General features: G+C 71.6%; 26 protein-coding genes. 11 read left to right on the plus strand and 15 right to left on the minus strand.

Translation table 11 applies throughout. From position 1 onward, the window contains the following. Window positions 1–104: 104 nt before the first annotated feature. The 12 genes from ABTZ89_RS15865 to ABTZ89_RS15920 form a co-directional block, all read right to left on the minus strand. Window positions 105–1007, minus strand: coding sequence for a 2-dehydropantoate 2-reductase (locus ABTZ89_RS15865; RefSeq protein ID WP_351045064.1), 903 nt, complete (start codon window positions 1005–1007; stop codon window positions 105–107). Beyond that, on the minus strand, window positions 1007–2116 hold the full coding sequence (locus tag ABTZ89_RS15870) for an ATP-dependent DNA ligase (RefSeq protein ID WP_270947945.1): 1110 nt from the start codon (window positions 2114–2116) through the stop codon (window positions 1007–1009). The genes ABTZ89_RS15865 and ABTZ89_RS15870 overlap by 1 nt, the downstream gene beginning before the upstream one ends. 15 nt (window positions 2117–2131) lie before the next feature. After that, on the minus strand, window positions 2132–2731 hold the full coding sequence (gene amaP / locus ABTZ89_RS15875; RefSeq protein WP_270947944.1) for an alkaline shock response membrane anchor protein AmaP: 600 nt from the start codon (window positions 2729–2731) through the stop codon (window positions 2132–2134). Beyond that, window positions 2728–3264: a DUF6286 domain-containing protein gene (locus tag ABTZ89_RS15880; RefSeq protein ID WP_351045068.1), complete on the minus strand. Its 537-nt coding sequence runs from the start codon at window positions 3262–3264 to the stop codon at window positions 2728–2730. The genes amaP and ABTZ89_RS15880 overlap by 4 nt, the downstream gene beginning before the upstream one ends. Window positions 3265–3268: 4 nt before the next feature. Further along, entirely contained in the window at window positions 3269–3640 is a 372-nt protein-coding gene (locus ABTZ89_RS15885; RefSeq protein WP_351045071.1) for an Asp23/Gls24 family envelope stress response protein, read from the minus strand. Continuing rightward, a complete protein-coding gene (locus ABTZ89_RS15890) occupies window positions 3637–3816 on the minus strand; it encodes a hypothetical protein (protein ID WP_270947941.1) in 180 nt (59 codons plus the stop codon). Before ABTZ89_RS15890 ends, ABTZ89_RS15885 begins: the two co-directional genes overlap by 4 nt. 73 nt (window positions 3817–3889) lie before the next feature. Next, entirely contained in the window at window positions 3890–4135 is a 246-nt protein-coding gene (locus tag ABTZ89_RS15895) for a hypothetical protein (protein ID WP_351045075.1), read from the minus strand. After that, a complete protein-coding gene (locus tag ABTZ89_RS15900; protein ID WP_351045078.1) occupies window positions 4132–4431 on the minus strand; it encodes a hypothetical protein in 300 nt (99 codons plus the stop codon). Before ABTZ89_RS15900 ends, ABTZ89_RS15895 begins: the two co-directional genes overlap by 4 nt. Window positions 4432–4475: 44 nt before the next feature. Then, a complete protein-coding gene (locus ABTZ89_RS15905; RefSeq protein ID WP_351045081.1) occupies window positions 4476–4994 on the minus strand; it encodes an Asp23/Gls24 family envelope stress response protein in 519 nt (172 codons plus the stop codon). 113 nt (window positions 4995–5107) lie between these two features. Beyond that, on the minus strand, window positions 5108–5659 hold the full coding sequence (locus tag ABTZ89_RS15910; protein ID WP_351045084.1) for an anti-sigma factor family protein: 552 nt from the start codon (window positions 5657–5659) through the stop codon (window positions 5108–5110). Continuing rightward, on the minus strand, window positions 5652–6209 hold the full coding sequence (locus tag ABTZ89_RS15915) for an RNA polymerase sigma factor (protein ID WP_351045087.1): 558 nt from the start codon (window positions 6207–6209) through the stop codon (window positions 5652–5654). Before ABTZ89_RS15915 ends, ABTZ89_RS15910 begins: the two co-directional genes overlap by 8 nt. Further along, window positions 6206–6958 carry a pyrimidine reductase family protein gene (locus ABTZ89_RS15920; RefSeq protein WP_351045090.1) on the minus strand — a complete coding sequence of 251 codons (753 nt, stop codon included), beginning with the start codon at window positions 6956–6958 and terminating at the stop codon, window positions 6206–6208. The genes ABTZ89_RS15915 and ABTZ89_RS15920 overlap by 4 nt, the downstream gene beginning before the upstream one ends. Window positions 6959–7052: 94 nt before the next feature. On the opposite strand from ABTZ89_RS15920, the gene zapE reads away from it, so the two are divergent. Beyond that, the gene (gene zapE, locus ABTZ89_RS15925; RefSeq protein ID WP_270947934.1) at window positions 7053–8075 is read left to right on the plus strand and encodes a cell division protein ZapE; all 1023 of its coding nucleotides are present in this window, start codon (window positions 7053–7055) and stop codon (window positions 8073–8075) included. Between the two features lie 61 nt (window positions 8076–8136). On the opposite strand, the gene rocD is transcribed toward zapE, so the two are convergent. Beyond that, entirely contained in the window at window positions 8137–9369 is a 1233-nt protein-coding gene (rocD, locus tag ABTZ89_RS15930) for an ornithine--oxo-acid transaminase (protein WP_270947933.1), read from the minus strand. 179 nt (window positions 9370–9548) lie between these two features. On the opposite strand from rocD, the gene ABTZ89_RS15935 reads away from it, so the two are divergent. From ABTZ89_RS15935 to ABTZ89_RS15945, 3 genes are all read left to right on the plus strand, one after another. Next, window positions 9549–10622, plus strand: a complete 1074-nt coding sequence (locus tag ABTZ89_RS15935) for a lactonase family protein (RefSeq protein ID WP_351045094.1) — start codon at window positions 9549–9551, stop codon at window positions 10620–10622. 113 nt (window positions 10623–10735) lie between these two features. Next, a complete protein-coding gene (locus ABTZ89_RS15940) occupies window positions 10736–11242 on the plus strand; it encodes a hypothetical protein (RefSeq protein WP_270947931.1) in 507 nt (168 codons plus the stop codon). Between the two features lie 81 nt (window positions 11243–11323). Further along, window positions 11324–12172, plus strand: coding sequence for a DUF4097 family beta strand repeat-containing protein (locus tag ABTZ89_RS15945; RefSeq protein ID WP_270947930.1), 849 nt, complete (start codon window positions 11324–11326; stop codon window positions 12170–12172). Between the two features lie 4 nt (window positions 12173–12176). Here ABTZ89_RS15945 and ABTZ89_RS15950 read toward each other — a convergent pair whose 3' ends face one another. Continuing rightward, window positions 12177–13799: a serine/threonine-protein kinase gene (locus ABTZ89_RS15950; RefSeq protein WP_351045099.1), complete on the minus strand. Its 1623-nt coding sequence runs from the start codon at window positions 13797–13799 to the stop codon at window positions 12177–12179. 256 nt (window positions 13800–14055) lie between these two features. Here ABTZ89_RS15950 and ABTZ89_RS15955 point away from each other — a divergent pair, with 256 nt between their 5' ends. The 5 genes from ABTZ89_RS15955 (at window position 14056) to ABTZ89_RS15975 (ending at window position 18755) form a co-directional block, all read left to right on the plus strand. Next, on the plus strand, window positions 14056–15579 hold the full coding sequence (locus ABTZ89_RS15955; RefSeq protein WP_351045102.1) for a sugar ABC transporter ATP-binding protein: 1524 nt from the start codon (window positions 14056–14058) through the stop codon (window positions 15577–15579). After that, window positions 15572–16582 (plus strand): ABC transporter permease, encoded by a 1011-nt coding sequence (locus tag ABTZ89_RS15960; protein ID WP_270947927.1) that lies wholly within the window; start codon window positions 15572–15574, stop codon window positions 16580–16582. The genes ABTZ89_RS15955 and ABTZ89_RS15960 overlap by 8 nt, the downstream gene beginning before the upstream one ends. A 124-nt stretch (window positions 16583–16706) precedes the next feature. Next, complete coding sequence (locus ABTZ89_RS15965; RefSeq protein ID WP_270947926.1) at window positions 16707–17711, plus strand: substrate-binding domain-containing protein; 1005 nt, start codon at window positions 16707–16709, stop codon at window positions 17709–17711. A gap of 55 nt (window positions 17712–17766) precedes the next feature. Beyond that, window positions 17767–18075: a TetR family transcriptional regulator C-terminal domain-containing protein gene (locus tag ABTZ89_RS15970; RefSeq protein ID WP_270947925.1), complete on the plus strand. Its 309-nt coding sequence runs from the start codon at window positions 17767–17769 to the stop codon at window positions 18073–18075. 41 nt (window positions 18076–18116) lie between these two features. Beyond that, entirely contained in the window at window positions 18117–18755 is a 639-nt protein-coding gene (locus ABTZ89_RS15975) for a trimeric intracellular cation channel family protein (protein ID WP_270947924.1), read from the plus strand. Between the two features lie 93 nt (window positions 18756–18848). Here the strand turns inward: ABTZ89_RS15975 and ABTZ89_RS15980 are convergent, their stop codons facing one another. After that, a complete protein-coding gene (locus tag ABTZ89_RS15980) occupies window positions 18849–19301 on the minus strand; it encodes a peroxiredoxin (RefSeq protein ID WP_270947923.1) in 453 nt (150 codons plus the stop codon). Between the two features lie 93 nt (window positions 19302–19394). Here ABTZ89_RS15980 and ABTZ89_RS15985 point away from each other — a divergent pair, with 93 nt between their 5' ends. Beyond that, a complete protein-coding gene (locus ABTZ89_RS15985; RefSeq protein ID WP_351045108.1) occupies window positions 19395–20183 on the plus strand; it encodes an Fpg/Nei family DNA glycosylase in 789 nt (262 codons plus the stop codon). Between the two features lie 350 nt (window positions 20184–20533). Beyond that, window positions 20534–21346 (plus strand): 3-hydroxybutyryl-CoA dehydrogenase, encoded by an 813-nt coding sequence (locus ABTZ89_RS15990; protein ID WP_351045111.1) that lies wholly within the window; start codon window positions 20534–20536, stop codon window positions 21344–21346. Window positions 21347–21436: the final 90 nt, after the last annotated feature.

The following is a 21436-nucleotide window of genomic DNA, read 5'->3' on the forward strand; positions in this document are numbered from 1 at the left end:
CCCGACATGCCGACGGGTGTGGACAGGTCGTCCTGGCTGTGGAGAACTTCCGCAAGTTCAATGGAAATCGGAGGTCTGATTTCCATTGAACTTTGATTCCCCGGTCAGACGGCGGGGAGCTTGGTGGGGTGGAGGGCCCGCATCAGGGTCAGGAGGGTTTTGTTGAGGGGGACCGGGATGTCGTGGGTGGTCGCCGCTCGGACCAGGACGCCGGTGATGTGCTCGTGCTCCGTCGGCAGGCCTGCGAGCCGGTCGTAGAGCATCGAGGTCCCGTTCGTCGGGGGGAACTTCTCGATGTAGTCGGCCAGGACCTTCTCCGCGTCGGCGTGGGTGAGGTCGGCGCCTTCGGCTCGGGCCACGTCGACCGCCTCGGCGAGGACTCCGGCGCACAGCTCCCGGACGTCGGGTTCGGCGAGGACGTCCAGGCGGCGGAGGGTGAGGGCGGTGATGGGGTTCGGTGCCAGGTTGGTGAGCATCTTGCGCCAGGCCGCCGTGCGGAAGTCGTCGGTCGGGCGGATCGTCAGGGCGTCGCCGGCGAGCAGGGCGGCGAAGCGCTCGCCGACCTCACCCGCTTCAACCTGCATCGTCATGGGGGAGCGGCGTACCACGTGGCCGGGGCTCACCCGCTCGGCCGCGACGTAGATCAGCGCGGGCAGGACCGGGCCCCGCAGGCCCATCGAGGCGACCGACGAGCGGTGCTCGACCCCGTTCTGCACCACCACGATCGGCGCGCGGCCGTCGTCCAGGCGCTGCAGCCAGCCGGACGTGCTCGGCACGTCCTGGACCTTGGTGGTCAGCAGGATCCAGTCGACCTCGCCGAGCTCACCGGGGTCGGTCACCACCGGTGCCGGGATTTCCCGGGTGCCTTCCGGGGTTTCCACCGTCAACTGGTCGAACGGGGTCCGCACGCACAGCGACACCTCGTGCCCTGCGGCGTGCGCTGCCGCTGCGAGAACTCCACCGATACCGCCAGAACCGATCACCGCGATGTGCACGGCGACGGACATTACCCGTTCGAACGGGTTTCGCGATCCACGTCGCCTACCAGCACCGCGTCGAGGTCGTAGCGCGCCGGCTCGTCCAGCTGGTCGTAGCGGCAGGACTCCGGGTCGCGGTCCGGGCGCCACCGGACGAACTGCGTGGTGTGGCGGAACCGCGCCGGATGCCCGCCTTCGGTGTGGTCGTAGGAGACCTCGACGACCCGCTCCGGCCGCAGCGGCACCCACGGCTGCTCGCTGCTGTTCCAGCGGTTCACCGACCCCGGCAGCCGCCGGCCGGTCGCGTTCTCGCCCACCCACGGGTGCTCGCCGTCGGTGATGAGCTCGGCGAGCTCGGTGGCCAGCTCGCGCCGCCGGGCCGCGGAGAACGCGCCCACGACGCCGACGTGGTGCAGCACCCCGTGCTCGTCGTGCAGGCCCAGCTGCAGCGATCCCACCGCGGTGCCGGGCTCGGTCTTGGCGTGCCAGCGCAATCCGGCGACCACACAGTCGGCGGTGCGCGAGTGCTTGATCTTGAGCATGGTCCGCTTGCCGGGCAGGTAGGCGCCGCCGGTGGGTTTGGCGATGATGCCGTCCAGACCGGCGCCCTCGAACACCCGGAACCACTCCGCGGCGGTGTCCGGGTCGTCGGTGACCGGCGTGGTGCGCAGACCGCTGCTGTTGAGGCCGAGCCCGGCGAGCAGCTCGCGGCGCTCGGTCTGCGGGGCTTCGGTGAGGTCGCGCTCGTCCAGGGCGAGCAGGTCGAAGGCGATGAAGGTGGCCGGGGTCTGCTCGGCGAGCATCCGGACCCGGCTGGCGGCCGGGTGGATGCGCTCGCTCAGCACGTCCCAGTCCAGCCGGTCGCCCACCTCGTCGCGCCGGATCACCACCAGCTCGCCGTCCAGCACCGCCGGACGGCGGACGTGCTCGGCGACGGTGGCCAGCACCTCCGGGAAGTAGCGGTTGAGCGACCGGCCGGTGCGGGACTGCAGCTGCACCGGGGTACCGGCCTGCGGATCGACGAACACCAGGCAGCGGAAGCCGTCCCACTTCGGCTCGAACAGCAGGCCGCCGCGCCGCGGGATGCCGTCGGTCGGACTGGCCAGCATCGGTTTCACCGGCGGCTGCAGGGGGAGCACAGCGGACCTCCTCGGTCAGTGGACGCGTTGGCGGGGAGCCCGGTCCAGTTGCAGGCGGATCGCCGTGGGCAAGGTATCCGTGCCCAGCGCTTCGCGGGCGCGGGAGAGGACTTTCGCGTCGAGCTCCCCCCACACCTGCTTGACGTCGGTGCCCTCCTGCAGCGACAGCGTCAGCCGCAGCGACGGGCGCTGCTCGGTACCGGCCATCCGGACCCGCGCCCGGTTGACGCCGGTGACCTGTTCGGCGTCGGCGCGCACCGCCTCGGTCAGCGCTGCGGCGGTCACCGTCAGCTCGCCGTTGCCGCGTTCCAGCCGCATGTCAGGGCGGGATTCCGGGCGCAGTGCCCGGGCCACCCACCACAGGCCCAGGACGAACAGCACGACGCCGAGCGCGATCCCGATGCCGAGGGCGAGCTGCGAGTTCTCGCTCAGCCACTGCACCAGGATCGGGTCCGCCAGCGGGCGCTGCGCCCGGAACAGGCCGAGCCAGCCGGTCCCGACCAGCAGCACCGCGGCACCGAGCAGCACGGCGAGCACCGCGATCAGCACGACCACGCCGCGTTCGAAGCCCATGCCGCGGCCGGTGGGGGTGGTGCTCGGCTTGATCTCGGTCATCGGCGCTCCTTGGGCGCGCTCACCGACACCAGCACCTTCGGCGCGCTGCGCAGCGGCAGGTCCTGCACGGCGGTCTCGGCGGTCTCGGTCACCCGTTCCCGCAGATCCCCGACCTCCCTGAACTGCGAACTGGCCTTGACCTGCACGCGCTTGGCGCTGGCGGTGACCGCGGCGGTGGCGACGCCGTCCTGGTCGCGCACCTGGTGCCCGACCAGCCGGGCCAGCGAACGCGGATCGGTGGTCACCGTGACCTCCGGGGCCGGGTCGTGCAGCCGGATCTCCCGCCGCCGCGAACCCGTCACGACCAGCAGCAGGACCAGCCCGGCCACGAGCACCAGCGCGGCGGTCACCCGGACCGGCGCGTCGTCCCACGACGTCACGCTGAGCGCGGCGTGGATGCGCTGCCAGGGCACGATCACACCGCCGCGGCCCGGCTGCACCAGCGCTGCCACCGCCTCGATCGCCAGCACCGCGCCAGCAGCGGCGACGGCGGCGCCGAGCAGCGTCGTGATCAGGCGAACCAGAAAGCGCATGTCCTCACTCCACCCGCGGTGGCGCGTCCGCGGCGATCAGCCCGGACACGGTCACGTCGACGGTGCGCACCTGGCAGTCGGCCAGGCGCGTCAGCTCTTCGCCGATCCGGGTGCGCAGCGCCGCGACGGCCTCGCGGACCGGCGCCGGGTAGCGCAGCGCGACGTCCAGCCGGATCCGCAGCGCGTCGTCCGGGCCGGACACCTGGGCGCTCGCCCCGTGCTCGCCGAGCCCGACCCCGGCGATCCGGCGGCGCGTGCGCGCGCAGCCCGGGTCCTGGTCGGCGGTGTGCTCGGCGATCTTGCGCAGGACCGAGCGGCTGATGTGCAACCGGCCCCGGTCGGACGGGTCGGCGCGCTCGGCGACCTCGGTGCTCATCGGTCGCGTCCGCGGCCGAGGATGTCGCCGATCTCCAGCTCGCCGTCCAGCAACCGGCCGACCACCAGCCCGAGCGCGCCGACCAGCAGTGCGATCAGGAAACCGGTGAACCCGCCGATCGCGGCGGCCAAGCCGAGGATCAGCCCGGCGAGCAGACCGGTCTGTGTCCAATTCATCTGGCAATCCCTCCAAAGGACTGGCTCGGTGCCCGTTCCGGACGGAGATCGGCACCGGTGCGGGGAAAGGCTCTCATCGGACCCGGGGCGGCTGCTTGCGGCGGGCTCGCCGGTCGCGGATCCGGCGCAGCAGCCCGCGGATCCCGCGCTGCCGGTGCACCACCTCGATCGGCGCGTCGTAGCGGTCGCGGCCCGCGCGCAGCTCGGCCAGCCCGGCGGCGAAGGCCTCCGGGTCGCCGCCGACGTCCGGGTGGTTCTCCCGGACGAACGCGCGGATCGCGCGGCGGGTGTCCGGATCCTGGTGCACAGCGACCATCATCCGCCCTCCAGCGGATCGTCGGGGCCGAGCACGTCGGCCACCGTGACGTCCACCGGAATCCCGCCGACGGCCGCGGTCAGCTCGCCGCGCAGCTCGGCCACCACCTCCGGCAGCGGCCGGTCCAACCGCAGCACCACCGCGATCTCGACCGCGTCGTCGCCCACCCGGACCCCGGTGATCCGCTGCCCGGGCTGGTAGGTGGCGATCTCGCCGTACTGGCCGCCGTGCAGCCGCACCACCGAGGGGTGGGAGAGCACCCGGTCGGCCAGCTCGCTGGCGGAAACCTGCTCCGGCATTCGGTGGACGTCCTCCTGGGATCGGGTGGTCGGCTACCGCTCTGTCATTCGACGCGGGAAGTGGTGGGCTGGACGGTTTCTTCGCCGTCCTCGTTGGGCAGGTGGATGTCGTTGACCGCGATGTTGACCTCGATGACCTCCAGCCCGGTCATCCGCTCGACCGCGGTGATCACGTTGCGCCGCACGGCGCGCGCGAGGTCCACGATGGACGCCCCGTACTCGACCACGATGTCCAGGTCGACCGCGGCCTGCTTCTCGCCGACCTCGACCTGCACGCCGGAGGTGGAGGAAGTGCCGCTGCCGCCCGGGATCCGCTCCCGGATGGCGCCGAAGGCGCGGGAGACCCCGCCGCCCATCGCGTACACCCCGGAGATCTCGCGGGCCGCTATCCCGGCGATCTTCTGCACCACCGAGGCCGCGATGGTGGTCTTGCCGTGCTCGGTGTCGTCGGCCAGCCGGGTCGGTGCCGCGCTGGTGCGGGTCTCCGGGATCCGCTGGCCCTCGGTGGCGCGCTCGTCCGAGGACGACTGCGCCTTCTGGGTGCTTCCGCTGTTCTGTGCCATGGGAATTCCGCTCCTTTCCGGTTTCGCCGGAGCCGCGGCCCGACGTGGTTCGGTACGAATCGGATGCGCGCATCCGATCTGATCTTGCGCGACTGTGAGCCGCATCACCGCGTTCACGGCGTTCTCGGCGGGTCGACGTCGGCGATGCGGACCCACACCGCCGGTGCTCCCGGGCCCAGGACGTCCCGCAGCGCCGAGCTCAGCTCCTGCTGGATCTGCTCGGTCAGGGTCGCGGGCTGCAGGTAGCGGACGGCCAAGTCCACCTGGACCTCGTCGGCGTCACCGACGCACCCCCGCAGGTGGGTACCCGGGTGCTGGGCGAGGATCTCAGCGCACAGCTGCCGGGTCAGCAGCACCACCGCCTGCGGGTGGATCCGCAGCGTGCCGCCTTCCTGGGCGAGCTCGACCGGCGCCGCACCGCGTCCGCCGCGAACTCCGCGGACCGTCATGAGGGCGCGTTCCACCAGGCCGTGCGGCGGGTCGACCGGGATCCGCGCGGCGCGCCGCACGGGCGCCCAGGCGGACTCCAGCTCGGCCAGTTCGGCCTGGCAGTGCGGGCAGGTCCGGGCGTGCTCGGCGAGCTCGGGCGGGGCGCTGCCGGTCAGCACGTCGAGCAGTTCGGCGTCGGTGCGGCCGCAGGGCAGCGGGGCGGAGTGATCAGTCATCGCGCATCTCCCGCAACCTGGCCAGCAGCGTGGTGCGCGCCCGGTGCAGCCGGGAGCGCAACGCGGGTACCGGCACTTCGAGCACCTCCGCGATCTCCTCGTAGCTCAAGCCCTCCAGCTCCCGCAGCACGAGGGGAACGCGTTGCGAGGGTTCGAGCGTGTTGATGGCCCGGTGCACGAGCGCGGCTTCCTCGTTGCGGACCGCGTGGCCTTCCGGATCGACAGTGCCCCGGTCGGAGAAAACCTCCGCCGTCGGCTCCAGCGGCACCGTCGGTTTGCGGCGGCGGACCTGGGCCAGGGCCGAGTTGGTGACCACCCGGTACAGCCAGGTGGTCGGGGCCGAATCGCCGCGGAAGCGCGCCAGACCCCGCCAAGCCGACACCCACGCCTCCTGCACCGCGTCCTCGGCCTCAGCGGAATCGCCGAGGACCCGGTAGGCGATCCGGTACATGGTGGCGGTGTGCCTGCGGACCAGCTCGTCGAAGGCGGTCGCGTCGCCGCGTTGCGCGGCGGCCGCGAGCGCCTGGTCGGTGCTGGCCCCAACAGTCACTCGCGCATTCTCGCGTAACGGGCGAACAGCAGCGATTCCGCGTGCAGAACGGACTCCAGCCGCATCCGGTGGGCCGATCCGAGGCCGGTGCCCGCGGCGATCCGGCCGGCGTCGCCGCTGGTCAGCATCGGTGACAGGGTCAGGCACAGCTCGTCGACGAGGTCCTGGTCGATCAGCGAGCCGAACAGCGTCGGTCCGCCTTCGCAGCCGATGCGGCGCAGCCCGCGCTCGTCCAGCGCGGCCAGCGCCGCCAGCAGATCCACGTCCTCGTCCCCGGTGACGACCACGTCGGCTCCCGCGTCAGCGAGCTCGGCGCGGCGCTGGGCGGGGGCGGCCTCGGTGGTGAGCACGATGGGCGGCACCAGGGTGTCGGTCAGCAGCGGCGACTCCGGGGGCAGCGATGCGTGCTTGGTGACCAGTGCGATCGGCGGGATCTCCGACAGGCCGAGCTGCGCGCGCCGCTCGGTGCTGACCTCGGTGCGCTTGATGCCGCGGTAGCGCTCGGTCATCGCGGTGCCGACGCCGACCAGCACCACGTCGGAGAGCTCCCGGATCAGGCGCAGCACCCGCTGGTCCACCGGCGAGGACAAGCCGCGCGAACGGCCCTGCACGGTGGCCGCGCCGTCGAGGCTGGAGACGAAGTTGACCCGCACCCAGGGCCGTTCCAGCTGCTCGGGATAGGCGTAGAACCGTTCCAGATCGTCGTCCACCTGCTGCGCGCCGTCCAACGGCCAGAGTTCGTCCACCACGTGCCAATCCCACCACGATCACCGGGGTCGTGGGTGAGCAGGAGCACGTGCCCGCACGGCCGGGCGGGCCGATGTCCGGTTATAGAGTCGGCGTATGAGTTTCCCGCGTCTGGTGGACCGCCGTCCTGACCTCACCCCGGACGAGCTGGTCCAGGCGATGACCCCGCCACCCATGTTCGACGCGGTGCGCTTCGACACCTACCTGCCCAACCCCGACGAGCCCAGCCAGTCCGAAGCCGTCCGGGAGTGCGCGGCCTTCGCCGAGCGGATCAACTCCGACGGCGGCGGGTCGTGGCTGCGCGGGGTGTTCGGCCGCAAGAAGCCCGACAGCGGCAAGCGCGGCCTCTACCTCGACGGCGGGTTCGGCGTCGGCAAGACCCACCTGCTGGCCTCGCTGTGGCACGCCACCGAGGGGCGCAAGTCCTTCGGCACGTTCGTCGAGGTGACCAGCCTGGTCGGCGCGCTCGGCTTCGCCGAGACCGTCCGGCGGCTCTCCGAGCACAAGCTGCTGGCCATCGACGAGTTCGAGCTGGACGACCCCGGCGACACGATGCTCGTCACCCAGCTGATCGCGAAGCTCACCGACGCCGGTGTGCACGTCGCGGCCACCTCCAACACGCTGCCGGACAAGCTCGGCGAGGGCCGGTTCGCGGCGGCGGACTTCCTCCGCGAGATCCACGCGATGTCGGCCCGCTTCGGCGTCGTGCGGGTGGACGGCCCGGACTACCGGCACCGCGGGCTGCCGGACGCGCCGCCGCCGATGAGCGACGACGAGCTGCACCGGCTCGCGGAGGCGACCGACGGCTCGACGCTGGACGACTTCGACGAGCTGTGCGACTTCCTCGCCGGCGTGCACGCCTCGAAGTACGGCCGGCTGGTCGACGACGTGACCGCGGTCCACCTCAGCGGGGTGCACGCGGCCCCCGACCAGGACGTGGCCCTGCGCCTGGTCGCCCTCGCCGACCGCCTCTACGACCGTTCGATCCCGGTGCGGGTCTCGGGTGAATCGCTCTCGACGCTGTTCACCGAGGAGATGCTGCACGGCGGTTACCGCAAGAAGTACCTCCGCGCGATCAGCCGCCTGACGGCCCTCTCCCGGGACCTCGCCACGTCCTGACCCTCCGCCCCCGTGAGCACTTTCCGGTGCTATAGCCCCGCAAAGTGCTCACGGGGCGGGCTCAGCGGGCCAGGACTTCGGTGATCGCGTCGAGGCCGGTGTCGAGGTCTTCGCGGCTGATCACCAGGGGCGGGGCGAGGCGGAGGGTGGTGTCCTGGGTTTCCTTGCAGAGGACACCGCGTTCGAGGAGGGCTTCGCTGGCCTGGCGGCCGGTGGGGCCACCAGGGGCGATCTCGACGCCGGCCCAGAGGCCGCGGCCCCGGACCTCCAGGGCGCCGCGGCCGACGAGTTCGCCGAGGCGGGCGTGCATGTGGGCGCCGAGTTCGCGGGAGCGCTCCTGGAACTCGCCGGTGCTCAGCAGGCGGATCACCGCGCGGCCGACCGCGCAGGCCAGCGGGTTGCCGCCGAAGGTCGAGCCGTGCTGGCCGGGCTGCAGGACGCCGATGACGTCGTCGCGGCCGACCACCGCGGACACCGGCAGGATGCCGCCGCCCAGCGCCTTGCCCAGCGTGTAGAGGTCGGCGCGGATGCCGTCGTGCGCGCTGGCCAGCAGCTCGCCGGTGCGGGCCAGGCCGGACTGGATCTCGTCGGCGATCAGCAGCGCCCCGTGCTCGTCGCAGAGCCGCCGCAGGCGCGGCAGGTAGTCGGCGGGCGGCACGACCACGCCGGCCTCGCCCTGGATCGGCTCGACCAGGACCGCCGCGGTGCGCTCGTTGATCGCGGCCTCCACCGCGGCGGCGTCGCCGTACTCGGTGATGCGGAAGCCCGGCGTGAACGGGCCGAACTCGTTGCGCGCGTCCGGGTCGGTGGAGAACGACACGATCGTGGTGGTGCGGCCGTGGAAGTTGGAGCCGGCGACGATGATCTCCGCCTGGTTCTCCGGCACGCCCTTGACCTGGTAGGCCCACTTCCGGGCGATCTTGATGGCCGACTCGACGGCCTCCGCGCCGGAGTTCATCGGCAGCACCCGGTCGGTGCCGGTGAGCTCGGCGAGCTCCTGGCAGAACGGGCCGAGCTGGTCGTGGTGGAACGCGCGGCTGGTCAGCGTGACGCGGCCGAGCTGCTCGGTGGCCGCGGCGACCAGCGCGGGGTGGCCGTGGCCGAAGTTCAGGGCCGAGTACCCGGCCAGGAAGTCCAGGTGGCGCCGTCCGTCCACATCGGTCATCCAGGCGCCGGACGCCTCGGCGATCACGACCGGCAGCGGGTGGTAGTTGTGCGCGCTGTACTGGTCGTCGAGGGCGCGGAACGCGGCGGCCTTCGACGAGGAATCGAGGTGCGACGGAACGGCAGTCATGGACACAAGGTTATGTCGCGGGCTGTGGAGATTTCAGCCGCGAGGTGTTGCTTGCGGCGACGCTTCGTTGCGTGGTTCGAGCCGGTGTCGTCCGTTCGTTGTCCCATCGGGGGAACTCCGCGACCGCGCGCCATCATGTGGGGAGCGGGTCGTTCGCAGCTGCGGAAGGTGGAGCGCCGATGCCGGAGATGGGTGAGTACCGCGTGTACCTGGGCGCCTACACGGGCGCGGAGTCGTCGGCCGACGGCATCCGGCTGGCCGTCGCCGACGGGAGCGGCTCGCTGCGGTGCGCGGAGGTCGTCGCCGAGGTCCACGATCCGTCGTTCCTGGCGCTGTCCCCGGACGGGTCCACGTTGTTCGCGGTCAGCGAGCAGCGCGACGGCCGGGTCCTGTCGTTCGAGGTCCGCGAGGACGGCGCGCTCCAGGAGCTCAACTCGCAGCCGACGCTCGGCGCCGACCCGTGCCACCTGAGCGTGCACCCGTCCGGCAAGTACCTGCTGACCGCGAACTACCAGTCCGGGAACCTGGTGGTGCACCCGATCGACACCGGGGGAGTGCTGCGGGAACCGTGCCACGTCGTCCAGCACAGCGGCAGCGGCCCGAACCCGAAGCGCCAGGAGGGGCCGCACGCGCACCAGGTGCTGTCCGATCCGGCCGGTGGGTACGTGCTCGCGGTGGACCTGGGTACCGATTCGGTCTACGTCTACGGGTTCGACGTGGACAGCGGGCACCTGGGGCTCGAGCACGAGGTGTCGCTGCGCGCCGGGGCCGGGCCGCGGCACCTGGCGTTCCACCCGGACGGGGAGCGCGCGTACCTGGTCAACGAGCTGGCCTCGTCGGTCACCGAGTTCGGCTACGACCCGTCGAGCGGTGCGCTGGAACCGGGGCGGACGCTCAGCGCGCTGCCGCCGGACTACGGCAAGCCGAGCCTGGCCGCCGAGGTGGTGGTGACCCCGGACGGCCGGTTCGTGCTCGCCTCCAACCGCGGGCACGACAGCATCGCGGTGTTCCAGGCCGACGCCAGCGACGGCCAGTTCCGGCTGCTCGACATCCGCCCGGCGGGGGTGGCCGGGCCCCGCCACATCGCGCTGTCCCCGGACGGCCGGGTCCTGTTCGCCGCGGGCCAGCACAGCAACGACGTCCAGGCGTTCGCGATCTCGCCGGACGGCGAGCTGTCCCCGGTCGGTGACCCCGTCGCCACTCCGGTGCCAGTTTGCGTCCTTCCGGTGCCAATCGTGGCACAACGTGCTTGACGTCTAATTTCCGCAGGTAAACGACGCTGTCGACGCGACGCTGAAATCTGCTTGCGTCTAGGCGGGGCACATTTCTTCTTGCGATGGCACCACGATGGTGCCATGATGATGCCATGGATCTCACGACGTACGTCGACAACCTGCGCCACCAGCTCGCGGTCGCCGCCGAAGCGAGCGGGGAGGACGCCCGCGCACTCGCCGAGCGCCTCACCGCGCCGATGGACTCGGCCGTCCGGCTCACGCTGCTGGACGCGTTGTCGGCGGCCGCCGACGAGATCACCCGGGACCTCGCCCCGGGCTCGGTCGACCTGCGGCTCCGCGGCGGAAGTCCCGATTTCGTGGTGACCCTGCCGCCGTCCGACGAGGACGCCCACGTCGAGGCGAGTTCGGAACCCGCGCCGCCGCAAGCTCCGCAGGACGGCGACGAGGGGGCGATGACGCGGATCAACCTCCGCCTGCCCGAGCACCTCAAGGTCCAGATCGAGGCGGCCGCCAACCGCGACGGCCTGTCGGCCAACGCCTGGCTCGTCCGGGCCGCGACCGCCGCGCTGGAACCGAGCAGCCGTCCCACCCGCCGCGCCCCGCGCGGCGCGCAGCGCTACACCGGCTGGGTCCGCTAACCGCCCACCGCCGGAGCTTCACCTCACCGCACATCCCCGACCAGCGGGGATGCCCATCGAACACATCAGGAGGGCACCGCCATGCCTGAATTCGACACGCCCGAACCGATCTCGGCCGCCATCGAGCTCGCGCTCGGCGACGTCCGGATCATCGCGAGCGACCGGGCCACCACGGTCGTCGAAGTGCGCCCCACCGACAGCTCCGCCAGCTTGGACGTCACCACCGCGGAGCAGGTCCGGGTCACCTGCTCGCGCGGGAACCTGCGGATCAAGGGGCCGAAGGGGTGGGCGCCGTTCAACAAGGTCGGCTCGGTGGACGTGGTCGTCGAGCTGCCCGCCGGTTCGCAGGTCCGCGCCGAATCGGCGGCCGTGGGCTTCCGCAGCGAAGGGGACCTCGGGGAGTGCCGGTTCAAGACCGCCACCGGTGACCTGCAGCTCGACCGGACCGATGCGCTGAGCCTGAGCACCGCGGCGGGCGACGTCGTCGTCGAGCACGTCGCCGGTCGCGCCGAGATCAACACCCACAGCGGCAGCGTGCGGCTCACCGAGGTCGGCGGCTCGGCTTCGATCAAGAACTCCAACGGCGCCACCTGGGTCGGGCGGATCGCCGGGGACCTCCGGGTGGTGGCGGCGAACGGGCACGTCTCCGTCGACGCCGCGGAGGCGTCCCTGGAGGTCAAGAACGCCAACGGGAACATCCGCGTCGGCGAGGTCGTCCGCGGTACCGCGTCGCTGGTGACGGCGATGGGCGACGTGGAGGTCGGCGTCCGCGAGGGCACTTCGGCCTGGCTCGACGCGCGGTCCTCCTTCGGGCGGCTGGACAACTCGCTGACCGCCGCGGACGGTCCCGCCGCACCCGACGAGAAGGTGGAGCTGCGCGTCCGCACCTCGTTCGGCGACATCGCCGTCCGCAGGTCGGGCGCGGCCTGAGCGCTCAGAGCATCCGGGTGTCGTAGCGTCCCGGCGCGTACTGCTGGAGGGCGGTGCGAAGCCGGCGGATCTCCTGGCGGCGGGTCATCCAGCCGCCCGTGGTGCCGACGGGGAAGATGCGGGCTCCGCCGTGGTGCGGGGGCATGCGGTGCCAGAGCGTGGAGCGCTGGGCCGCGCCGTCGGTGAACCACACCGCGACCGAGGCCCGCTTGCCGCTGCCCACCACGCCGACCCGCTGGACCTGGCTCCACGGGATCTCCCGATTCATGCCCAGCCGGGAGATCAGCAGTCCATCGCTGTTGACCTTCAGGCGCAGGCTGGGCAGCAGCGCCCTGGCCACCGACCAGGCGGCGCTGAGGCCCAGCAGCAGCATGCCGAGCTGGAAGATCATGAGCTTGTTGCTCGAACCGAGGCCGTGCCCCGCCAGCCGGTCCGCGGCGATCATGATCAGCACGACGACCAGCGCCGACAGCAGCGCGCGGAAGCGTCCGGCGGTGGTGAACGTCGGGCCGGGGTTGTCCCGGCGCACCTGCGGCTGGTGGGAGGTCGCCCGCGGCTGCGCCGGAACGATCTTGCCCCGCTGCGGCTCGGCCGCGTTCCGCGCCGGAGCGACCGGCGCAGGCGGTGCGGCCGGAACCGGTGCGACCGGGGCTTGCGGCGCAGGCGCGGGACCGGCCTGGGTGTAGGTGCGGGTCGCGGACTTGGGCTGCGCGGTGGGCTGCGGCGGGGGAGTGTCCGGGTGCTGCGCGCTGGCCGTCTGCAGCTGCGTGGCGTGCTGGGCGATCACGTCGGTGATCACCGGCGGGAGCCACTGGTCCCCGTGCGGGCTGGACTCGCCGATCTCGTCCAGCATCTGGCTCGGGGTCGGCCGGGCCGCCGGGTCCTTGGCCAGGCACGCGGCCAGCAGCGGTCGCAGGCCGTCCGGCACGTCGGACAGGTCCGGGTCGGTGTGCGCGACCCGGTACAGCAGGGTCGCGGTGCTCTCCTCGCCGAACGGGCCGCGACCGGTCGCGGCGAACACCAGCACCGCGCCCAGCGAGAAGACGTCGCTGGGCGGGCCGACCTCGTCGCCCAGGGTCTGCTCGGGGGAGAAGAAGCCGGGTGTGCCGAGGAACATCCCGGTCGCCGTCAGCGCGTTGCCGGTCATCGCCCGCGAGATGCCGAAGTCGATGACGCGCGGACCGTCCGGGCCGAGCAGCACGTTGGCCGGCTTCAGGTCGCGGTGCACCAGGTCGGCGCGGTGGATCGCGATCAGCGCCTCGGCCAGCCCGGCGGCCAGGCTGCGCACCGTGGCCTCCGGCAGCGGCCCGTGGTCGGACACCGCCTGGTGCAGGTTCGGGCCGGGCACGTACTCGGTGGCCAGCCAGGGCTGCTCGGCGTCCGGGTCGGAGTGCACCACCGCGGCGGTCCAGAACCCGCCGACCGAGCTCGCGGCCACCGCTTCCCGGCGGAACCGCTCCCGGAACTCCGGGTCCTCGGCGAGATCGGGCCGGATGACCTTGACCGCCACGACCCGGCCGCCGCGCGAGCGGCCGAGGTAGACCCCGCCCATCGCCCCACGGCCCAACCGGGCGAGCAGCCGGTAATCGCCGACCCGGTTCGGGTCGCTGGCCAGCAACGGCTGCACGGGCTATCGGCCTCCAGTCCACGTGATCGCGCATTCGTCCCTTTCGAGCTTACGGATCCCGGCCGTCCCGGGGTTCACGAATACCCGAACTGCTGGTTCCGGCGGCTTGCCGAGCGGTGTTCGAACTGCTGTCGTGAGGTGGCTGGTAATCGAATACTTGGCTTCGTTCCAACCCTTTCTCGGGGTCGGTGTTGTGGGTATGATCCGGCGCACTGCGAGCCCGAGGAACGATCAACGCGGATCTGAGGAGGCACGCGTGACGTCCACCGACCAGCTCCGCCCCGCTGTGGCGCTGCACGGCGTGGGCAAGTCGTTCCCGGGAGTGGTGGCGGTATCGGACGTCACGCTGAGCGTTCCGCCCGGTGAGGTGCACGTTTTCGCCGGCGAGAACGGCGCGGGCAAGTCGACTTTGATGAAGCTGATCGCGCAGGTCGAACCGCCGAGCCGCGGGTACGTCGAACTGGACGGTGCGCGCGTGGAGCACCACGGTCCCGGTGCGGCGCGTCGGCTCGGCGTGTCGATGGTGCACCAGGAGTTCGCGCTGGCCCCGGACCTGTCGGTGGCGGAGAACCTGTTCATCGGCCACGAACCCGGCCGCGGCGGGTGGATCTCCCGGTCCGCCGAACGCCGCGCCGCCCGCGAACTGCTCGCCGAAGTCGGGCTCGACATCGATCCGGGACGTCGCGTCGCGCAGCTGTCCACAGCGGAGCAGCAGCGCGTCGAGCTGGCGAAAGCCCTTGCGGTGCAGGCGAAAGTGCTCATCCTGGACGAGCCGACCGCGAGCCTGACCGAGGGCGAGGCCGAAGAGCTGTTCGGCCTCGTCCGGGAGCTGACCGCCAAGGGCATCGCGGTCCTCTACATCTCGCACCGGCTGGACGAGATCTTCGAGATCGGCGACCGGGTCACCGTGATGCGCGACGGCGCGGTGGTGGCCACCCGGCCGGTGGCCGAACTGGACGAAGCGCAGCTGGTGCAGCTCATGGTCGGCCGCGACGTGTCCAACCTCTACCCGCGCACCTACAACGAGCCCGGCGAGGTGCGGCTGCGGGTTTCCGGGCTCACCCGCGACGACGCGGTGCGCGACGTGTCCTTCGAGGTCCGCGCCGGCGAGATCGTCGGCCTGGCGGGGCTGGTCGGCGCTGGGCGGACCGAGTTGGCGCGCGCGGTGTTCGGCGCGGAACTGCCCGATGCGGGCACCATCGAGCTGGACGGCGAGCCCTTGCGCATCCGAGGCCCGGCTGACGCGATCGCCGCCGGGATCGGCTACCTGACCGAGAGCCGCAAGGCCGACGGGCTGGCCCTGCAACTGGGCGTGGACAAGAACATCACGATGGCCAAGCTGCCGATGCGCGCCGGGCTGATCGACCTGGCCGCCGAACACCGCATCGCCGAACGGGAACGCGACAGCCTGCGCATCCGGGTGCCGTGGGTGGGACGACCGGTGCGCCAGCTCTCCGGCGGCAACCAGCAGAAGGTGGTCCTGGCGCGCTGGCTGGAGACCGGCGCCGAGGTGCTGTTCTTCGACGAACCCGGCCGCGGCATGGACGTCGGCGCCAAGTCGGAGATGTTCCAGCAGATCGATTCGCTCGCGTCGCGGGGCGCGGCGGTGGTGCTCATCTCCAGCTATCTCCCGGAGTTGCTGAACATGTGCGACCGGATCCTGGTCATGCGCGGCGGCCGGATCACCGGCGAGGTCGGCCGCGCGGAGTTCTCCGAGGAACGCGTGGTCGCGCTGGCGACCGGAGCCCGCAACGTCGAGAACGGGGGCAACGATGACTGATCGCACCACCGATCCGTCCACATCGGACCGCGGCCTGCTCGGTGCGCTGGGCGACCGCATGTCCGGCGCGGTCTCGCAGGTCGCCGCGGCGGGTGCGCTGATCGTCGTGTTCGTGGTGCTGTCGATCATCGCGCCGTCGTTCCTGACCGCCGACAACCTGTTCAACCTGGGCTCGCAGACCTCGGTGAACGCGGTGATGGCGGTCGGCGTGACGCTGGTGATCATCACGGGCGGCATCGACCTGTCGGTGGGCTCGGTGGCCGCCCTGTCCGGGGTGGTCGGCGTGCTGCTGATGGCCGAGTACGGGTTCAACCCGCTGATCGGCATCCTCGGCGGTCTCGCCGTCGGCGCGGTGGCGGGCCTGGTGAACGGGCTGCTGGTGTCGGTGGTCGGGTTGCCGCCGTTCATCGCCACGCTGGGCATGCTCAGCGTCGGCCGGGGACTGGTGCTGATCGCCACCGGCGCGGTCGCGGTGTTCGGCGCGCCGGAGTCCTTCCGGCTGCTCGGGCAGGGCGTCATCAACGCGATCCCGATCCCGGTGGTGCTCATCGCGGTGGTCGCGGTGCTCGGGCACCTGGTGCTGACCCGCACCAGGCTGGGCCGCTACGCCTACGTGATGGGCTCGAACATGGAGGCAGCGCGGCTGTCCGGCGTGCCGGTGAAGCGCTACACGACCCTGGTCTACGTGCTCTCCGGTGCGCTGGCCGGGCTGGGCGGCATGATCGCGGCGTCGCGGATCAACTCCGGCCAGCCGAACTTCGGCGAGGGCCTCGAACTGGACGTCATCGCCGCGGTCGTGATCGGCGGCGCGAGCCTGTTCGGCGGTCGCGGCACGGTGCTGGGTTCGCTGATCGGAGCCTTCCTGGTGGCGGTCATCCGCAACGGCGCGGTCCAGCTCAACATCGGCACCTTCTACCAGAACGTGCTGATCGGCGTGATCATCTGGCTGGCGGTCTGGTGGGACCGCTACCAGCGGCGCAAGCTCGGCGGCGACGCCGGATGAGCGAAGGTGCACGGGCCTGCGCGCCGGGTCCTCCGCGATTTCAATGGAATTTCGAGGTCGAAATTCCATTGAAATCGCGCGGAACCCGCAGGCGATCCTGGTGACGGAGCAAGGGAGCTCGGGGATGAAGAAGGTTCTGACCGCGGCGTGCGTGCTGGTCTCGGTGGCGGCGGCCGGCTGCAGCGTCGGAGTGCGCGAGCAGACCGGCGGCGGCAACCAGCAGGGCGGGCCGATCAAGCTCGCCGTGGTGCCGAAGGCCATCGGATTCGACTTCTGGGAGAAGGTCCGGGTCGGTGCGGAGTGCGCGGGCTCCAAGCAGCCGGACGTCACCGTGCACTGGGACGGCGTGCACGCCGAGAGCGACGTCAGCGGGCAGCAGAGCCTGCTGCAGGACCTGCTGTCGCAGGGCGATGTGAAGGGCCTGGTCTACGCCGCGACCGATGCCAAGGCGCTGGCCGACGTCACCAAGTCCGCGCAGGGCCAGGGCACCACGGTGGTCAACATGGACTCCGGGACCACCCCGCAGCCGCCGGACGTCCCGGTCTACGCCACCAACAACGTCGCCGCCGCCGAGCAGGCCACCGACGTGCTGGCGCAGGAGCTCGGCGGGCGCGGCAAGGTGGCGTTCATCGAGTTCCAGCCCGGCACCAGCACCAACGAGACCCGCGCGCAGGGCTTCAAGCAGGGCATGGCCAAGCACCCGGGGCTGCAGCTGGTCGCGCAGCAGTCCAGCGACAGCGACTTCAACCGGGCGCTGCAGGTCACCCAGGACATCCTGACCGCCAACCCGGACCTCAACGGGATCTACGCGGCCAACGAGCCCAGCGTGCTCGGCGCGGCCGAAGCGGTCCGGCAGGCGGGCAAGGTCGGCCAGGTGAAGATCATCGGCTGGGACACCTCGGAAGGCGAGATCCAGGCGCTGCGCGACGGCGTGATCACCGGTCTGATCGCCCAGAACCCGTTCAAGATGGGCTACGCGGCGGTGAACGCGGCGGTGACCAAGATCCGCGGCGAGCAGAACCCGTCGCCGGACACCGACACCGGCTCGACACTCATCACCAAGCAGAACGTGGACAGCCCCGACGTCCAGAAATTGCTCAACCCGACCTGCGAGAACCCACCGGCCTGAGGGCGGTGACCGCGAGCGGTGGTGAGCCGCCCGCGGTCGGGTCAGGCCTGAGAGCTTGCAGGCGGACCGGGGGCTGTGGGCGGCCTCGTTCGACCTGATGGCGCAGGTCGACCACGTGCCCGAGATCCGGGACCAGCTGCGCCGGGGGATCCAGGCGGCGCGCACCGGCAACGTCGCGATGTTCGAGGGAGTGGACGAGGACACCGTCGACGACGAGCAGGCCAGGACCATCGGCTCGCTCTACTACGCGCTCCAAGCCGGGCTGGCGATCCAGTGGCTGGTCGACCCGGACAGCGCGCCCAGCGCCGACGACATCGTCGCCGGGCTCCGCGCGATCGCGGCCAAGGCCTCCGAAGCGGGCTGACCGGCTGGTGGACCGGTGGGGTGGAGGGGTAGAACCGACCGGTGGTCACCGCGATCCTCAACCCGCTGGTGCAGGAAGTCCTGGACCTGATCGGGATCTTCGCGTTCGCGCTCTCCGGGGCGCTGCTCGCCGTGCGCAAGCGGTTCGACATCGTCGGCATCGTGGTGCTGGCGGAGGTGACCGCGCTCGGCGGCGGCGTGTTCCGGGACCTGGTGATCGGCGCGGTGCCGCCGGTGGCCTTCACCGACCTCTCGTACTTCGGCACGCCGCTGATCGCCGCGGTGGCGGTGTTCTTCTGGCATCCGCGGCTGGCCCGGATCCGCCGGTTCGTGCTGTTCTTCGACGCGATCGGCCTGGGCGTGTTCTGCGTGGCGGGCAGCGTCAAAGCGCTCAACTACGGCATGGAGCCGTGGGCGACGATCGCGCTGGGCGCGGCGACCGCCATCGGTGGCGGAGCCATCCGCGACGTGCTGGCGGGGGAGATCCCGGCGCTGCTGCACCCGGAGAGCGAGATCTACGCGGTGCCGGCACTGCTGGGCAGCGCGATCGTCGCGCTGCTGGCGATCACCGGCACGCTGACCCCGATCACCAGCGCGATCGCCGCGCTGCTGGCGGTCGTGGTGCGCCTGCTGGCCCTGCGCTACGGCTGGCGCGCACCGCTGGCCCGCGGGTCGCTATGAGCCTGGCATACATAAAGTCGGGCACCCGGAGTCCAGGCGGGCGCTGAGGTTCCGCTACCCGCACCGTCACGCAGGACGAGGATGGAAAACCCTCTATGACTGCCGCTTGAGAACGGCCAGCGCCTCGTCGGCGTGCGCCGCCATGCGGAACTCGCTGCGGATCACCGCCCGCACCCGGCTCTGCTCGTCGATGACGAAGGTGTGTCGCTTGACCGGGATCGGCCCGAACCGCCGCTTGACGCCGAACTGCCGGGCGACCGCCCCGTCGACATCGGACAGCAGCGGGAACGAGAAGCCGTGCGCGTCGGCGAACTGCCGCTGCTTGCCGACCTGGTCGGCGCTGATCCCCACCGGCTGCGCCCCGACCTCGGCGAACTCGGCGGCCAGATCCCGGAAGTGGCAGGCCTCGGCGGTGCACCCGCTGGTCATCGCCGCCGGGTAGAAGAACAGCACGACCGGTCCACCGGCCAGCAGGTCGGACAGCTTGCGCTGGTTGCCGTCCTGGTCGGGCAGCACGAAGTCGGCCACCGCATCGCCTTCTCGCATCCTGGTTCCTCCACGTGTTCGAGTTCCGGCCGGACCAGGGTATTGGCGCGCGGAACCCGGGTGTTCCGGCCTTCGGGTGGGTAGCCGGGTGTCATGCCTGAGCTGCCGGACGTCGAGGGCTTCCGCCGGGTTGCGCAGCACGCCGAGAAGCGGCAGGTGCGCAGCGTGCAGGTGTGCGATGCGCAGGTCTTGCGCGGAGTGGGCAGCGAGGCGTTCCGGAACGCGTTGCAGCGCCGGTACTTCGCCGCGCCGCAGCGGCACGGCAAGTGGGTGCTGCTGCCGACCGCCGGGGCCGCGGACTCGCCGTGGGTGCTCGCGCACTTCGGCATGACCGGCAGCTTCGAGTGGTGCGGGCACGACGTCGAGCTGCACAAGCACGATCGGGTCGTGTTCGACTTCGCCACCGGGCAGCTGCGCTACCGCGACATGCGGAAGCTGACCGGGCTGCACCTGGCGCGCGGGCAGGACGAAGTGGACGAACTGCTGGCCGAGCTCGGGCCGGACGCGCAGCAGATCGGGGCCGAGGAGTTCGCCGAGCGGCTGACCCGCACCCGGCGCGGGGTCAAAGCGGCGCTGATGGACCAGGCCGTGCTGGCCGGGCTGGGCAACATCTGCGCCGACGAGTTGTTGTGGCGGGCCAGGATTCACCCGAACCGGGCCACCACCGAGCTGGGCGGCGACGACCTCGACGGGCTACACCGGGAGATGCGCGCGATGCTGCGCGACGCCGTGCGCGCCGGTCGGGTGCCGGACGACGCGTCCTGGCTGACCGGGCACCGCGACGAGCCCGACCCGCGGTGTCCGCGCTGTTCGACGGCGCTGCGCAAGACGCGGGTCGGCGGGCGCGGCACGCTGTGGTGCCCGGCCTGTCAACATGCGTGATGTTCGGAGCGCATGCATTCATGCACGGACAGTGCGGTAACCTGAACTTGTTTCGGGGGTCAGGGTCGGATCGGGGGGTTCGACCGCGCGGAGCCGGGAGCCGTGGGGGCTTAGGGACCGGCTCCGCGTCGCCCTCCTCCTGTCCGGCGTGCTCGTTCTGCATGGCGGTGCGGGTGGCGGAGCCTCAGACGCCGCCTGGCTGCGGGATCCCGATCTCATGTATGAACCAGGCTGCGCTAGCGACGTGGTCTAGCGCACTGTTTACCGGTCGGTAACCGCTGTTTTTGACATGATCGGGCGGACGAACGCCGTGCAGCGGCAGTGCAGCCGGAAGCGGGAAGGATCGTGTGGTGACGAAGATCGAACGCCTGGGAGTCGTCGGTGGCGGGCAGATGGGCGGTGGCATCGCGGAGGTGGGTGCCCGCGCCGGTCTCGACGTGATCGTCTGCGAGGTCAGCGACGAAGCCGCCCGCGCCGGCCGCACGAGGCTGTGGAAGTCGCTGAACCGCGCGGTGCAGAGCGGCAAGCTCACCGAGGCCGAGCGCGACGCCGCGCAGGAGCGCCTGCGCTTCACCACGTCCCTGGCCGACCTCGAGGACCGCAACATGGTCATCGAGGCGATCGCCGAAGACGAGGAGCTCAAGACGAAGCTGTTCGCCGACCTGGACAAGACCGTGTCCGACCCGGACGCGATCCTGGCGTCGAACACCTCGTCCATCCCGATCGCCAAGCTGGCCGGCGCCACCAGCCGCCCGCAGCAGGTGCTCGGCGTGCACTTCTTCAACCCGGTCCCGGTGCTCAAGCTCGTCGAGCTGGTGCCGTCGCTGCTGACCTCGGAGGAGACGGTCGAGCGCGCTTCGGCGTTCGCCACCGAGCAGCTGGGCAAGGAGACCATCCGGGCCAAGGACCGCTCCGGGTTCATCGTCAACGCCCTGCTGGTGCCGTACCTGCTGTCGGCGATCCGGATGGTCGAGGGCGGCTACGCCAGCGCCGAGGACGTGGACAAGGGCATGCAGCTGGGCTGCGCCCACCCGATGGGCCCGCTGCGCCTGTCCGACCTGGTCGGCCTGGACACCCTCAAGGCGATCGCGGACTCGATGTTCGAGGAGTACGGCGACCCGAACTTCGCGGCCCCGCCGCTCCTGCGCCGCATGGTCTGGTGAGGAACTCGGCGCCCTTGCTGCGAGCGTGGTCGTAGAAGGCTGCGATGTCGGCAACTCGGACGTTGAGGAAGGACGACACCACGTCGGTGG

The organism is Saccharopolyspora sp. NPDC002686 (assembly GCF_040295745.1).
Taxonomy (GTDB): Bacteria; Actinomycetota; Actinomycetes; order Mycobacteriales; family Pseudonocardiaceae; genus Saccharopolyspora; species Saccharopolyspora oryzae.

What these genes read in the sequence shown, in the direction of transcription:
- ABTZ89_RS15865 (WP_351045064.1), bottom strand. Translation starts at nt 1,007, where the DNA reads ATGTCCGTCGCCGTGCACATCGCGGTGATCGGTTCTGGCGGTATCGGT.
- amaP (WP_270947944.1), bottom strand. Translation starts at nt 2,731, where the DNA reads ATGACCGAGATCAAGCCGAGCACCACCCCCACCGGCCGCGGCATGGGC.
- ABTZ89_RS15880 (WP_351045068.1), bottom strand. Translation starts at nt 3,264, where the DNA reads ATGCGCTTTCTGGTTCGCCTGATCACGACGCTGCTCGGCGCCGCCGTC.
- ABTZ89_RS15885 (WP_351045071.1), bottom strand. Translation starts at nt 3,640, where the DNA reads ATGAGCACCGAGGTCGCCGAGCGCGCCGACCCGTCCGACCGGGGCCGG.
- ABTZ89_RS15890 (WP_270947941.1), bottom strand. Translation starts at nt 3,816, where the DNA reads ATGAATTGGACACAGACCGGTCTGCTCGCCGGGCTGATCCTCGGCTTG.
- ABTZ89_RS15895 (WP_351045075.1), bottom strand. Translation starts at nt 4,135, where the DNA reads ATGATGGTCGCTGTGCACCAGGATCCGGACACCCGCCGCGCGATCCGC.
- ABTZ89_RS15900 (WP_351045078.1), bottom strand. Translation starts at nt 4,431, where the DNA reads ATGCCGGAGCAGGTTTCCGCCAGCGAGCTGGCCGACCGGGTGCTCTCC.
- ABTZ89_RS15905 (WP_351045081.1), bottom strand. Translation starts at nt 4,994, where the DNA reads ATGGCACAGAACAGCGGAAGCACCCAGAAGGCGCAGTCGTCCTCGGAC.
- ABTZ89_RS15910 (WP_351045084.1), bottom strand. Translation starts at nt 5,659, where the DNA reads ATGACTGATCACTCCGCCCCGCTGCCCTGCGGCCGCACCGACGCCGAA.
- zapE (WP_270947934.1), top strand. Translation starts at nt 7,053, where the DNA reads ATGAGTTTCCCGCGTCTGGTGGACCGCCGTCCTGACCTCACCCCGGAC.
- rocD (WP_270947933.1), bottom strand. Translation starts at nt 9,369, where the DNA reads ATGACTGCCGTTCCGTCGCACCTCGATTCCTCGTCGAAGGCCGCCGCG.
- ABTZ89_RS15935 (WP_351045094.1), top strand. Translation starts at nt 9,549, where the DNA reads ATGCCGGAGATGGGTGAGTACCGCGTGTACCTGGGCGCCTACACGGGC.
- ABTZ89_RS15940 (WP_270947931.1), top strand. Translation starts at nt 10,736, where the DNA reads ATGGATCTCACGACGTACGTCGACAACCTGCGCCACCAGCTCGCGGTC.
- ABTZ89_RS15945 (WP_270947930.1), top strand. Translation starts at nt 11,324, where the DNA reads ATGCCTGAATTCGACACGCCCGAACCGATCTCGGCCGCCATCGAGCTC.
- ABTZ89_RS15960 (WP_270947927.1), top strand. Translation starts at nt 15,572, where the DNA reads ATGACTGATCGCACCACCGATCCGTCCACATCGGACCGCGGCCTGCTC.
- ABTZ89_RS15965 (WP_270947926.1), top strand. Translation starts at nt 16,707, where the DNA reads ATGAAGAAGGTTCTGACCGCGGCGTGCGTGCTGGTCTCGGTGGCGGCG.
- ABTZ89_RS15980 (WP_270947923.1), bottom strand. Translation starts at nt 19,301, where the DNA reads ATGCGAGAAGGCGATGCGGTGGCCGACTTCGTGCTGCCCGACCAGGAC.
- ABTZ89_RS15985 (WP_351045108.1), top strand. Translation starts at nt 19,395, where the DNA reads ATGCCTGAGCTGCCGGACGTCGAGGGCTTCCGCCGGGTTGCGCAGCAC.